Annotated in this window: 10 protein-coding genes; 4 read left to right on the forward strand and 6 right to left on the reverse strand. The window is 62.6% G+C overall.

Annotated elements, in window-relative coordinates; translation table 11 throughout:
• The first annotated feature begins 29 nt into the window (after window positions 1-29).
• On the forward strand, window positions 30-437 hold the full coding sequence (locus GNP00_RS21615) for a hypothetical protein (protein WP_011578778.1): 408 nt from the start codon (window positions 30-32) through the stop codon (window positions 435-437).
• Here GNP00_RS21615 and traG read toward each other — a convergent pair.
• From traG to GNP00_RS21630, 3 genes are read right to left on the reverse strand one after another with little or no spacing between them, the layout of a single operon-like run.
• A complete protein-coding gene (traG, locus tag GNP00_RS21620) occupies window positions 421-2,340 on the reverse strand; it encodes a Ti-type conjugative transfer system protein TraG (protein WP_011578779.1) in 1,920 nt (639 codons plus the stop codon). The genes GNP00_RS21615 and traG overlap by 17 nt on opposite strands.
• A gap of 23 nt (window positions 2,341-2,363) precedes the next feature.
• A complete protein-coding gene (locus GNP00_RS21625) occupies window positions 2,364-2,627 on the reverse strand; it encodes a conjugal transfer protein TraD (protein WP_018431381.1) in 264 nt (87 codons plus the stop codon).
• A gap of 49 nt (window positions 2,628-2,676) precedes the next feature.
• Window positions 2,677-2,901 carry a TraC family protein gene (locus GNP00_RS21630; protein ID WP_011578781.1) on the reverse strand — a complete coding sequence of 75 codons (225 nt, stop codon included), beginning with the start codon at window positions 2,899-2,901 and terminating at the stop codon, window positions 2,677-2,679.
• A 221-nt stretch (window positions 2,902-3,122) separates the two neighbouring features.
• Here GNP00_RS21630 and traA point away from each other — a divergent pair, with 221 nt between their 5' ends.
• Genes traA through GNP00_RS21645 form a run of 3 tightly spaced genes read left to right on the forward strand, consistent with a single transcriptional unit; the run spans window position 3,123 to window position 9,846 of the window.
• On the forward strand, window positions 3,123-7,796 hold the full coding sequence (traA, locus tag GNP00_RS21635; protein ID WP_166016291.1) for a Ti-type conjugative transfer relaxase TraA: 4,674 nt from the start codon (window positions 3,123-3,125) through the stop codon (window positions 7,794-7,796).
• Window positions 7,797-7,812: 16 nt separating this feature from the next.
• Window positions 7,813-8,082, forward strand: a complete 270-nt coding sequence (locus GNP00_RS21640) for a hypothetical protein (protein ID WP_011578783.1) — start codon at window positions 7,813-7,815, stop codon at window positions 8,080-8,082.
• A 3-nt stretch (window positions 8,083-8,085) separates the two neighbouring features.
• A complete protein-coding gene (locus tag GNP00_RS21645) occupies window positions 8,086-9,846 on the forward strand; it encodes a BID domain-containing T4SS effector (RefSeq protein ID WP_011578784.1) in 1,761 nt (586 codons plus the stop codon).
• Between the two features lie 122 nt (window positions 9,847-9,968).
• Here GNP00_RS21645 and GNP00_RS23495 read toward each other — a convergent pair whose 3' ends face one another.
• The 3 genes from GNP00_RS23495 to virB10 form a co-directional block, all read right to left on the reverse strand.
• Window positions 9,969-10,223 (reverse strand): hypothetical protein, encoded by a 255-nt coding sequence (locus tag GNP00_RS23495; protein ID WP_157037970.1) that lies wholly within the window; start codon window positions 10,221-10,223, stop codon window positions 9,969-9,971.
• Between the two features lie 248 nt (window positions 10,224-10,471).
• The gene (gene virB11 / locus GNP00_RS21655) at window positions 10,472-11,506 is read right to left on the reverse strand and encodes a P-type DNA transfer ATPase VirB11 (RefSeq protein WP_011578786.1); all 1,035 of its coding nucleotides are present in this window, start codon (window positions 11,504-11,506) and stop codon (window positions 10,472-10,474) included.
• A gap of 8 nt (window positions 11,507-11,514) precedes the next feature.
• Window positions 11,515-12,687, reverse strand: a complete 1,173-nt coding sequence (virB10, locus tag GNP00_RS21660) for a type IV secretion system protein VirB10 (RefSeq protein WP_011578787.1) — start codon at window positions 12,685-12,687, stop codon at window positions 11,515-11,517.
• Window positions 12,688-12,695: the final 8 nt, after the last annotated feature.

Raw genomic sequence — 12,695 nt, forward strand, 5'->3', positions numbered from 1 at the left:
CAATGACGCTCACCGCGAAAGGACAACGGATGCGATCTCCCACAAACGGCAATCACGACGCCCCCAACGCTGCCCCTGCCGACGCGCGGCCAACGTTGCGCCCGATGCCCTTCCTCGTCGCATTGCCCTTCAACGTGCTCGAGGCCATTGGCCGCGCCGGTTTCTACACCACCTGGCATCTGCTCTATTTCGTCGCCTGCGCGTTCCGCGCCTTCACCGGCTTTCTGTTCGTCGCCGGCATCGTCATGTTGCTCGTATCGATCGGTGTCTTCGTCAATCCGAATGCTGCGCCCATGCCGTGGTGGTTTTTCCTTTCCTCCGCGCTCGGCATGTTCGTCTTTGCGGTCGGCTACAATCTGTTCCTCGACTGGTTCGCGCCGCCCGGCGCGGAAGATCCGTTCGACCGGTACCGCCCTTCCGCTAAACGGCGGACTTGACGAAACGGTTCGGACTGGCCTGCGCATCCATGTCCTTTCTCCGGAAGTAGATCGCCCGCCCGCAGCGGATCGGGTCGTGGCCCTGTACGATGATGATCTGCTCGTCCTTGCGCATCTGCTGCGTGATTTCGTGCGGCATGATCAGAGGGCGGCGTTGCAGGTTGAGGCTTTCCGAGCGCCGCGACCCGCTGTTGGAATTACTCCACCCGACATTGCGGGATTTGCCCTCGACCTCGACGGTCATCTCGCCGCATTGCGCCGAAACGTTCCGCGCGGTCTCCAGCGCCTTGATCGCGGCATAGGAGGCGAAGGCGCATCCATCGATCCATGACGTCGCGCCATCCTTGCCAAAATGCCGTTCGAGCTGGCCGACCGACTGGTACATGAGCATCAGCGTGATGCCGTATTTTCGACCGCGATCGCGCGCCTCTTCGAGAACGCGCATATAGCCAAGCAAATCGACTTCATCGAGCATGAACAGGGCCCGGCGCTGAAACGCGCCGTCGGCCTGTGTCATGGCATTGATCAGGGAACCGATGATCACCCGGCCAATGCCCGGATAGGAGCGCAGGATGGCGGCAGGGATGTTCAGGAACACGTCCCTCTTTCCGGCGACGAGATCGCTCGATTTGAACGATCGGCCGCAGACAAGCGCGGCATAATCGTCGAGCGACAGCCACTGCGTATCCTTTGATGCCGTGGAGTACACGCCGGAGAATGTCTGCTCGGTCATGTTGGTGAAGACGCCGAGCGTTTCGCGGATGAAGGCGGACGCCGATGTCTCCTGAATGTCGCGCAGCATGGCGAGCACGGACGGTTCCGGCTCGGAGACGATCTGGCGCAAACTGCGCAGGTTCCGCCGACCGGCATATTCCGGAGAGAGCACCACATGGGCGAGCAATCCGGTCAGAAGATTGTGCGCCTGGTTCTGGAAATAGCTGCCGGTCGAGGATTCGAACCGCGCGCTTTCCGACAGCAGCATGTGGGCTACCGCGACAATATCCTCCTCCTTGTGTTTTGACGTTTCGATCCAGTCGAGAACGTTGAACCCCGTCACTGGATTTGTCGGGTCGAGGACCATGCACTCTCGCCCGAGCGATTGCGTCCGGTGCTCGACGACCATAGGTGCGACTTCGGTCGACGGGTCGAGGCAGATCAATGGCCCGGTATAGCGCAGCGCCGTCGGCACCACGTTGCTGGTGGTCTTGAATCCGCCTGAGCCCGCAAAGAACAGCATATGGGTGGAATCGAAATCCTGCTTATAGGTGAGCAGCGGCGCGGTGCCGCCGCTTCCCCATGTCTCGCGGTCGGCCGGATCGAACGGCACGTCGCGGATCGTTTCCTTGTCGACGCGGTAACGTTCGCCGACGACGATCTCGCCGTCTGGCGGAAACAGCTTTGCGGCGGCCGACATGGTGAGCCAATCGGCATCACCGAAGGTTCCGCGCTTGGCGCGCTTCACCGGATCGGACACGACGACCGATATCCGCGCCGATATCGCGACGATGACGAAACCGACGGCCGCAGCAATGACGGCGAAGAAGTCGAGATAGGACAGCACCTCGTCCCAGGTCACCGAGCCGCTCTCGACGGATGGGGACAGCCGCGCATATTCGCGCAAAGCGTAAAAGCCGGCGACCCCGAGAAAGCAGATCAGGCTGACCATCGCCACCGGCCGGCGGCGGTGCATCGGCAGCGCGAAGACAGTGATCAATCCCGCGATCGGACCGAAGAGCAGATTGGGAACGGGTGCTGAGCGTAAGAACCAATAGGCATTGGCAGGCGAGAACCCGCCCGCCATTGCCTGCCATCTGTACGATGTGATCGCCAGGGTCATCGCTGTCACGACGGCAGGCACGATTGCCCATAACAGCGCCGGCTTCAGTTTCGTCTTTCCCGCCATGACCGGCTTCCTCTTGCTGGCGCTTAGTCGCCGTTTGCCTTCTCGGAATCGTCGGAGACGGGCGATCCCGCATCCGCCGCTTCGGCGTCCTTCATGCGGTCGCGTTGGAACGCCATGCCGCCTTTTGCTTTCAGCCGATGATGCTCGGGCGATCCGACGCGTACGGTCGCGGCTTCCAACAGGACACCGAGCAGGAACGCCCGGTCGGCCTGTCGCAGCCCGGCCTTCACCACCAATCCGCCGAGCGTGATCTTCTCGCGCGCGTCTTTCTTGCGATCCTCTGTCATCGTCTGCCGCCGCTTTCGTTCCAGGGCCACAATCCGCCGATCGAGGCGCTTAAGCAGATGCGCCTGAAGGCCCCTTGGCGCTTTTGCGAAATCGCGCGGCGATCTCCTCGAAGACAGCGTCGAGCTCATTGTCGGGAATATCCATCTCGGCCAGTCCTGCCTTGGCCGCCGCGCGCGCGAAGCGCTCATTGGCCTTGGCGAGGATTCCACGGCGTTTTTCGCGTAGTTTATCTATCTGGGCGTCAATCTCTGAAATCGATGATTTAGCGCGCATTTTCTACCTTATCCTTTCCGGAAGCCTTCCTTTGCACGGCGATTATACCGTGTAGAAACGCATAGTAAAAGATGCTAGTTTGCGGCGAGCCGTGAGGCTCACTTTTGGTCTGCGCCCGCAAGGGCGCATCCCGAGAAGCGGCATCGGTCCTGCGGCCCGATCTGTTCGAGGGCGCAATATACGTGGCGGAACGCGACATGCTTGGGAGAGGGTCTGATCGCATGGCGATCATGTTCGTACGGGCACAGGTGATCAGCCGGGGAGCGGGACGCAGTGTCGTCTCGGCCGCGGCCTATCGCCATCGTACGAGGATGGACGAAGAGCAGACGGGGATGAGCTTCCGGTATGAGGGCGGCAAGGCCGAGCTCGTGCATGAAGAGCTGGCGCTGCCGGATCAGACGCCGGCATGGCTCCGCACCATGATCGATGGGAGGACGATCGCCGGCGCCAGCGAGGTGTTGTGGAATGCCGTCGATACCTTTGAGAAGCGGGTGGACGCGCAGCTTGCCCGCGAGATGATCTTCGCGCTGCCGGAGGAGCTGTCGAAGGCGGAGAACATTGCCCTGGTGCGCGAATTCGTCCGCGACCATCTGACATCAAAGGGCATGGTCGCCGACTGGGTCTATCACGACAAGGACGGCAATCCGCATATCCACCTGATGACCACCTTGCGGCCTCTGACCGATGATGGTTTTGGCAACAAGAAGGTCGCGGTTCTCGGCGATGACGGCAAGCCACTGCGTGTCGTCACCCCGGATCGGCCGAAGGGCAAGATCGTCTATCGGCTGTGGGCTGGTGACAAGGACACGATGAAGGCGTGGAAAATCGGCTGGGCGGAAACGGCCAACAAGCATCTTGCGCTTGCCGGTCACGATATCCGCCTGGATGGGCGCAGCTATGCCGAGCAGGGCCTCGACGGCATCGCCCAAAGCCATCTCGGTCCGGCAAAAGCGGCCTTGGCCCGAAAGGGCAGGGAGATGTACTTCGCACCAGCCGCCCTGGCGAAGCGGCAGGAAATGGCCGACCGCCTTGCCGATGAACCCGGCCTTTTGCTGAAGCAGCTCAGCCGGGAACGTTCGACATTCGACGAGCGGGAAATCGCCAAAGCACTGCATCGCTATGTCGACGATCCGGCGGTCTTCGCCAATATCCATGCGCAACTGATGGCGTCGTCGGATCTGGTGACGCTGAAGCCGCAGCAGATTGATTCGGACACAGGAAAGGTTGCCGACGTCGCCGTGTTCACCACACGCGCCATGCTGCGCACCGAATACGATATGGCGCAGTCGGCGCGGGAGCTGTCGCGTCGATCGGGCTTCACGGTGACGTCCGAAAAAGTCGGTAACGCCATTCGCCTGGTGGAGAGCCGCGATCCGGAGAAGCCGTTCAGGCTCGACGCCGAACAGGTCGACGCCGTCCGGCACGTCACCGGCGATAGCGCTATATCCGCCGTCGTAGGGTTGGCCGGTGCGGGCAAATCCACCTTGCTCGATGCGGCGCGCATTGCCTGGGAGGCGGACGACCGTCGCGTCGTCGGAGCGGCCCTTGCCGGTAAGGCCGCCGAGGGTCTTGAAGAGAGTTCCGGGATCAAATCACGCACGCTCGCCTCATGGGAACTGGGCTGGGCGGACGGTCGGGACACGCTGCAAAAGGGCGATGTGCTGGTTATCGACGAGGCCGGCATGGTGTCGTCGGAACAGTTGGCGCGTGTCTTGAAGATTGTCGAGGACGCTGGAGCAAAAGCGGTGCTGGTCGGGGATCCGATGCAGCTCCAGCCGATCCAGGCGGGCGCGGCGTTCCGGGCGATTGTCGAGCGCATCGGCTTTGCCGAATTGACCGGTGTTCGTCGCCAGCGCGAGCAGTGGGCGCGCGGTGCCTCCCGCCTGTTCGCGCGCGGGAAGGTCGAGGAGGCGCTCGACGCTTATGCGCAACATGACCGCATCGTCCAGCTTGAAACCCGCGATGCGGTGATCGAGCGGATCGTCGAGGATTGGGGGCAGGCGCGGGCGGATTACCGGAAGAAGGCGGAATCGGAAAGCCGCGTTCTCACCGGTTCGGAACTGCTGGTTCTGGCGCAAACCAATGATGATGTCGGAAAGCTCAATCATGCGATCCGCACCGTGATGCGTCGTCAGGAAGCGCTTGGCGAAGACCGCGCGTACCAGACCGAGCGGGGCGCGCGGCAGTTCGCGATTGGCGACCGACTGATCTTCCTCGAAAACGCCCGCTTCTTTGAGAAGCGCGCCGAGCATCTCGCTGTTCAGCAAGTGAAGAACGGCATGCTCGGAACCGTCGTTCGCACGACGAACGAGCGGGGCGAGACGCTGCTCACGGTAAAGCTTGATGCGGGGCGGGAGGTAACCTTCGGCCAGGACACCTATCGCAATGTCGACCACGGCTATGCGGCCACCGTGCACAAATCTCAAGGCGCGACCGTGGACAGGACGTTGGTTCTGGCCACCGGCATGATGGATCAGCATCTCGCCTATGTTGCGATGTCGCGACATCGCGATCGGGCCGATCTCTATATGGCGCACGAGGATTTTGCGCCGCGCGAGAAATGGGGCAGGGCGCAGCGCGTCGATCACGCCGCCGGCGTCACCGGTCAACTGGTCGAAACCGGCGAAGCGAAATTCCGTCCAAACGACGAAGATGCAAAAGAGAGCCCATATGCCGACGTCAAAACCGACGACGGCGTGGTCCATCGCGTCTGGGGTGTCAGCCTTCCGAAGGCTATTGAGAAAGGCAGCGTCGAGATCGGCGACACCGTCACCTTGCGCAAGGACGGAGTTGAGCACGTCACGGTGAAGATACCGGTCGTGGATCCCGAAACCGGCAAAAAGACCTTCGAGGAGCGTGAGGTCGAACGCAATGTCTGGATCGCAGAGCGGGCCGAGACCGCGGATGTACGCCAAGAACGTCTCGCGCAGGAAAGTCATCGTCCGGAACTGTTTAAGTCATTGGTCGAGCGCCTGTCCCGCTCCGGCGCCAAGACGACGACGCTCGATTACGAATCCGAAGCGGGCTACCAGGCACAGATTGTCGACTTCGCCCGCCGCCGCAACATGGATCATGCCATCGAGCTTGCTGCCGGAATGGAGCAGGGGATGGAGCGGCGCCTGTCGTGGATTGGTGCACAACGTGATCGCGTGGCGCGGCTTTGGGAGCGCGCCAGCGTCGCACTCGGCTTTGCGATCGAGAAGGAGCGCAGCGTCTCCTACGACGATCGGGCGGTTCGGACGCAAACGGTGGATCCGGCATATGTCGGTGTATCTGGAATTGCGCCCGCGCAGATTGGGGCGGCTGCCGAACAGACGCGATATCTGCTCGCGCCACAGGCGAGTTTTATCCGCTCGCTGGACGAAGACGCGCGGATCGAGCATCTTGCGTCGACACGGTGGAAAGAGCGCGAGGCGATTCTGCTCCCCGTGCTCGAGCGTATCTATCGCAATCCTGCCGCTGCCCTCGATCGTCTGAACGCGGAGGCGTCGGCCTTTGAAGTCGAGCCACGGCAGCTCGGTGAAAAGCTTGCTCGCAGTCCCTCGATGCTTGGGGCCATGCGTGGCAGCGACAGCCTGGTCGACGGCCAGATAGCGCGGAAGGAACGGGCTGAGGCCGTCGCCGCTGTCGCAGAGCTCGGCCCCCTGGCGCGCAGTCACGCCGAAAACTTCAAGCATGACCGGGCCAATTTTGAGAACCGTGAGCATGCGCGCCGCGCCGCCATGGCGCTTTCGGTCCCGGCACTGTCCCCGCATGCGGTGGCGCGGCTCAATGAAGTCGAGGCGGTTCGCGAGAAGGGCGGCGAAGGCGCCTACAAGACGGCCTTTACCTATGCAGCGTCAGAGCGCTCGCTGGTGCAGGAGATGAAGGCCCTCGGCGAAGCGCTGACCGCCCGCTTCGGCTGGAGCGCCTTTACCGAAAAGGCCGACCAGTATGCCGAAAAGCAGATGGTCGCGCGCATGCCCGAAGGAATGCCAGAGGCAAAACGGCAAGAGTTGACGACGCTGTTTGCGGCCGTGCGCCGTTTTAACGAACTGCAATATCTGGCCGAGCGGCACGATCCATCGCGGGTCATAGCGCCGGCGGCCTACGATCCGGCCACGGCTCCAGAGATGTCCAGGCCACCCGCCTTGCCGATGCTCGCGGCGGTCACCGAGTTCGCGGCAACTGTCGATGATGAAGCCAAAAAGCGTGCGCTGGAGGTTCCCCGCTATAGGCAACAGCGCGCAGCACTTGCTGAGGCCGCGCAGCGCGTCTGGCGCGATCCTGCGGCGGCCCTTGCGACGATTGAGGCTCTGGTCGTCAAGGGCGTCGAGCCCGAGCGCATCGCGCGTGCCGTCGCGAACGACCCCGCGGCTTATGGCGCACTGCGCGGTTCCGACCGCGTTGTGGATCGGCTCATGGCCACCGGGCGGGAACGCAAGGCTGCGGTCGAAGCCGTGGCGAGCGCAGCCGCCAGCGTCGTTGCAACGGGCAAGGCCTGGCAGGGCGCGTTCGACGCCGAGAAGGCGGCCATTGCCGCAGATCGGGAGCGAATGAGCGTACCGGTGCCCGGACTGTCACCACGGGCGGTATCCGAGCTGGCCCGCGTGACGGCCACAGCCGAGAAGTCTCCCAAGGACATAACCCGGCTCGTCCGTTCTCTGGATGCAAAGGTGAGAGCGGAGTTCGCAGCCGTCAGCAATGCGCTCGACAAGAGGTTCGGGCCGAACGCGATTGGACGTGCGCAGGCAAACGTCATCGATCGGGTGCCGGCGGCGCAGCGCAAGGTCTTCGAGGCCATGCAGCCCCGCCTCAAGGTGCTGCAGAATGCCGTTCGCGCCGACAAGGCCCAGGACATCATCGCCGAGCGCCAGATGCGGGCACTCAACCAGACCAAAGGCATCACGAGATAGCAGAAGGGACAAGACAATGGCCGGACAGATAACAACGCTCGACGCGATTGTGCGGGCCGAGCTCGCCATCGAAATCATGAATCAGGCGCGTGGGTTGGTATCGGAACGCGTTGCCGCCATCGAGGCGAACGATCCGGCCGGCGCCGAAGCGCTGCGCGCCAAGCGGCGGGAGTTGCTTGCGGTGCAGAACCGCATTCGGGTCGGCGATCCCGAGCAGATCGAAGCCGTGATCGCGGAATGGGGGCCGCGGGTCAAAGACGCGGCCGCGTTCTGGCGGGAGCTCTGATCCATGGCGGACGAAGCTACCCTCGGCCGGCTGTCGGAGGCCCAGAACGAACACATCTTTCGCACGGAAATCCTGCCCGACTATCTCCCCGACGATATCGGCAAAGCGGACCGGCCGACCCTGATCGTGCTCGGCGGCCAGCCTGGTTCCGGCAAAACAGCTCTGCTGACGGCGAGCCTTACGGAGCTGGAGGAAACGGGTCCCGCCATCCGCGTCGTCGGCGATGATCTGCGATCCTATCATCCGGGTTTTGTCGCTCACCAGAACGCCGATCCGATGACGGCGTCGCGCTTCACGCAAGCCGACGCCGGTATCTGGAGCGAGAAGCTGCTCACCGCTGCCACCGGTCGCGGTGTCCATGTCGTGTTTGAAACCACGATGAGGACGCCCGACAATGTCGAGAAAATCATGACGGCCGGACGATCGGCCGGCTATCGCATCGAAGCGCGCGTGCTGGCCGTCAGTTCGCGAGTCAGTTGGCAGGGTTGCCACTACCGCTTCGAGGAATTGCATCATGCCGGCGCAGCGGCGCGGATCCCGCCGCGCGCCGTCCATGATGCCGCCGTCACCGGCCTTGCCGAAAGCCTGGAGCGCATTGAGCGCCGCAAGCTCGCCAGCCGGGTCCTGATTCAACGGCCCGATGGCGAAGCGGTCTATGACAATGTTCTGTCCAATGGACAGTGGCGGGCGGCCGCCATGGCGCGCCAGGTGCTCGAGGAGACGCGCAGCCGACCTTTGTCCCGCGAGGAAATCGACGCCTTCGCGCTTGTCTGGGCCAAGGTCGTGGATCGTATGGAGGCTCGTAGTGCGCCGGCGTCCCTGCTCGATGAAGTCAAGGCTCACTCACGCGATGACCTCGCCTGGTTTCTGGCGGATCGGCGTCGCTCGGATGATGACGATGCCATGAAGACCGCCCGGGAGGTCAAGCAGCGGATCGGCATCGACCGGAGTCCCATCATTCCAGGCGGCGAAGACCCTCTGGCGCGTCCCCTGGTCCGTGATCGTGAGGAAGAGAAACCGGAGCGGCAGGTTCGACCGGGAGAGGTCCTCATTCCCGGGCGGGACGTGCCCGATCTGAGCGAGGCCGAGATCGGCACCAAGCTGCGGCAATCCTCACGGCTGGAGCAAAAGCGTTCTGAAATCGAACGGCTATCCCAACTGGTCTATGGAAACGCCGCTGCTACATCGGCGACGGTCGAGAGCATCGATGGCGCCATGGCGGGCTCCGTCGCTGGACAGGATATCCGGGCTGGAAAGCTTGGACCCATGGCAGGCGAGGGCGGTCGGTTCCTGCGTGCCGAAAGCCCGGAACGCCAGACCGCGAAGGCACATCTGCCGCAGCTTGCCGCCGCAATGGAGGATTATGGCCGCACGGTCGATTTCGAGCGGCATCAGATCGAGACGAAGCATCGTGAGGAGCAACATCGCCAGCGTCAGGAAATCCGAGCGCCATCGGTGGGATTGACGGCAATCCTGCAGGCGCCGGCGCACGAGCAGGCCGCGAGGCTGCACGCCGCCCCGCAGTTGCGACGGGAGCTGGACGGCATCGCTTCGTCAATCAATCGGCGGTTGACGCCCTCTGACCGAAATGCCTTGAAATCAGGGGATCTCGATCGACTGTCACGAAACCTCGCTGTCCCTCATGAGCGTGTCGCCACGCTCGCGCGCGTGCAGTCTCAGGTGCAGGCGGTGCATGGTCAGACCCAGCTGCAGCGACAGCAATTGGAACGCGGCCGCAATGCTGGGATCTCGATAAAGCGATAAGCTTGCCTGGCGGGGTCCCGGCCACCACTGGAATCGCTGGGATCAGGAAATCAGATCATGCTATCGCGTCGCCTCATCGCCTCATCGCCTCATCGCCTCATCGCCACGGCGAGCGCGCGGCTCTAGTAGGCGGTGATCTGGCCGGACTGGATGACTGCCCGGACGGCCGCAAAGGGCTCGTGCTCCGCCTGCACCCACAGAACATGTCTCGGCGCATCCTCTCGAGACGCTCTCAGGGCAGACTCGAGTAACATCTTCGTTCCAATGCAGGTCAGCAAATCGGACGCGTCAACGCGTAGCCACAGCATTCCCGGAACGGGCCGGATGATGGCACGGGAAGAGTCGAGCTCGAGAATAAGATCGTCACCCTCTCTCATTTGTTCTCTACAGTAACACGCGAGAGCCAAATTGATGGATTGAGCGAGATGCTCCCCTTCGGAGACGGTCAGACATGCTTCGTTCGAGGTGCGCATACGAAGACACCTTTCTGCAGACCTTGCGGTACCGCAGGATAAGTTTGTCGCAAAATGTACGGGGAGACTGGCCGATCGCCGACGGCGCGCTGTTTTCATAAGATGGTCCAACTTTCTAAAATGCGGATCTTGCCTAGCCCGCACGCTATGGATTATGGCGCGACCCCTCCAGCTGAAGAGATGCGGGCGGTCGGGGCAATGGCGTCAGCGAAGTAAATCTCCGTCACCCGGAACCTGCCGCCGACCCTCTTGCACTGCACGATCACGTCGATCGAAATCTTCAGCAGGTTTCGGATGTCTTCCCGGTCGAGGTCCTGTCCCCCCTCGGATTCTTTGACCAGGAGTGTCAACTGCTCGAACGCCAGGCTTGGTGAATCCGCATGGACGGTGGTGATCGAGCCGGGGTGCCCGGAATTGATGTTTCGGATGTAGTAGAACGCAGTGCCGTCACGCAGCTCCTGCAGGAGGACCCGATCCGGGCGCATGCGCAGGCACGATTCAAGCAGATCCTTCGCGCCGAGCTTTGCCAGCCCCTGCCCGCCCTTGGAATAGAACAGCCGGACATGGTTCGGCTGCGGGATCGTCAACTCCGGTGTGTCTTCGATGCTGATGAGCCGTTCGTCGTCTGGAATGTGCTGGATTAGCGCCTTCGAGATCGTGGTCTTGCCGGATCCCGTGGCGCCAGAGATGATGATGTTCTTGCGCGCAAGAACCGCACCTTCGAGAAAGACGCGATACTGTCCGCTGCGGTAGCTCGCTAACAACGGATCTTCACGAGAGGTCTGATCGGCGCTCGCAACGACATTCTCGAACAAGCCGCCCTCCTCCAGATCAGCCGTGGACAGCGCAACAGATGAGGGCTTGCGGATGGTGATGGAAACGGTGTCGCGTGTCGTCGCCGGCGGGATCACAATCTGGATGCGTTCGTCGTCCGGAAGGGTGGCAGAGAGAAGCGGGCGCGTCTCGTCGATGCCCTGATTTGAGTAACTTGCCACCGCGCGGGCCAGCCGCATCAGCTTGTCAAACGACAGGTCCGGCAGCTCGTGGCGTTTCCAGCCAGCCGTTCCTTCCGTCAGCACTTCGCCGGGTCGATTGATGACGACCTCGTAGAGGCTCTCGTCTTTCAAGAAGCGATCGAGCGGCAGAAGCAGTTGGCGGACGACGCCAGCATCGGAGTTTTCCGCCATCCCCTGCCCTATTTCGTGACCAAATCGGATTTTGGATAGAAGTCGCCTATCACGGCGCGGTCGTAGATCGTGTTGCGCGGCTCGGTGACCCGCAGACCATAGATGCTTGAGAAATCGAGATCGCGCGCCACGAAGATCGAAACGAGTGACCCCTGGTGCTTCATGAGCGTTGGCGGAATGTTGATGGACTGCTCGACGGCGATCGCGGCGGCGTCTTTGCCGGCGCTTGTCGTGCCCTGCGCCTGCACATCACTGCGCTGTAGTTCCTGACCGGCATAGGTGGCAATATCGCCGACCACCGACAGAAGTAGCGCGCTTCCGAAGCGCTCCCACCAATGCGTATCGACGTAACCATCAAAGCCAGCCCGGCCGATCGCATCGGTTGCCGGCGAGGCCAATGTGATGATGACGCCTGTGGGCGTCTTGGCTCGGTTCCAGAGCACGAACAACCGGCTTTGGCCGCGGCGCAGTCCGCCACGATATTCGCCCACGACCTGGGTGCCTTTCTCCATCAGCACGACCCGGCCGTTGTCGGAGAGAATATCTCGGGTAATCACGCAACTGGTGAATCCCGGCTGATCGGATGACAGCGCGGTTTCGAGCGCGCAGGGGATCGAGGTCCCCATCGCCACGATGAAGTTCCGGTTGCCGAGATGTCCGGCCTTCGATCCTTCCAGGACAGTTGGCTTCAGCATCCGGTTGAAGCGCTGATCCTCGTTCTCGCCCTGCCCCCCTCCTCCCAGGAGGCCGTCAACCGGGACGAAGTTTGGATCGGTCGTCGCGTCGCCCGTATTGGAAGGCCTGGCATTGTTGCCGGACTGACCGCCGCCAAAGGCCATCACCGGCGCCCGTCTTGCCGCATCGAGCAGTTCATCGACCGGGGGCGTCTCCGCCGTCTCGACGGCCGGCGTCGGTAGTTTGATCTCGGGAACTGGCAGGGCCACGGGCTCGGGTTCGGCCCGGGCCGGTTCGAACTCCGTCGTCTGACGGATCACTCCCGATCCCGGCTGCTCGACGTCCTCCTTCGGCCCCTGGCGCATCGACCACATGGCGAAACCCATGAAGGCGACGACCGCCAGCACGACCGCGCCTCGCTTGAGCAAGGGATTGCTGTCGACCTTGCGTGCCGCCGAGGTCTGACCGCGTTCGCCGGGGATCGATGTTTCTGGCGTATCTGTCATGGCGGCTC

Source organism: Chelativorans multitrophicus, assembly GCF_011317445.1.
In the GTDB taxonomy this organism is placed as follows: domain Bacteria; phylum Pseudomonadota; class Alphaproteobacteria; order Rhizobiales; family Rhizobiaceae; genus Chelativorans; species Chelativorans multitrophicus.

What these genes read in the sequence shown, in the direction of transcription:
- GNP00_RS21615 (WP_011578778.1), top strand. Translation starts at nt 30, where the DNA reads ATGCGATCTCCCACAAACGGCAATCACGACGCCCCCAACGCTGCCCCT.
- traG (WP_011578779.1), bottom strand. Translation starts at nt 2,340, where the DNA reads ATGGCGGGAAAGACGAAACTGAAGCCGGCGCTGTTATGGGCAATCGTG.
- GNP00_RS21625 (WP_018431381.1), bottom strand. Translation starts at nt 2,627, where the DNA reads ATGACAGAGGATCGCAAGAAAGACGCGCGCGAGAAGATCACGCTCGGC.
- GNP00_RS21630 (WP_011578781.1), bottom strand. Translation starts at nt 2,901, where the DNA reads ATGCGCGCTAAATCATCGATTTCAGAGATTGACGCCCAGATAGATAAA.
- traA (WP_166016291.1), top strand. Translation starts at nt 3,123, where the DNA reads ATGGCGATCATGTTCGTACGGGCACAGGTGATCAGCCGGGGAGCGGGA.
- GNP00_RS21640 (WP_011578783.1), top strand. Translation starts at nt 7,813, where the DNA reads ATGGCCGGACAGATAACAACGCTCGACGCGATTGTGCGGGCCGAGCTC.
- GNP00_RS21645 (WP_011578784.1), top strand. Translation starts at nt 8,086, where the DNA reads ATGGCGGACGAAGCTACCCTCGGCCGGCTGTCGGAGGCCCAGAACGAA.
- GNP00_RS23495 (WP_157037970.1), bottom strand. Translation starts at nt 10,223, where the DNA reads ATGAGAGAGGGTGACGATCTTATTCTCGAGCTCGACTCTTCCCGTGCC.
- virB11 (WP_011578786.1), bottom strand. Translation starts at nt 11,506, where the DNA reads ATGGCGGAAAACTCCGATGCTGGCGTCGTCCGCCAACTGCTTCTGCCG.
- virB10 (WP_011578787.1), bottom strand. Translation starts at nt 12,687, where the DNA reads ATGACAGATACGCCAGAAACATCGATCCCCGGCGAACGCGGTCAGACC.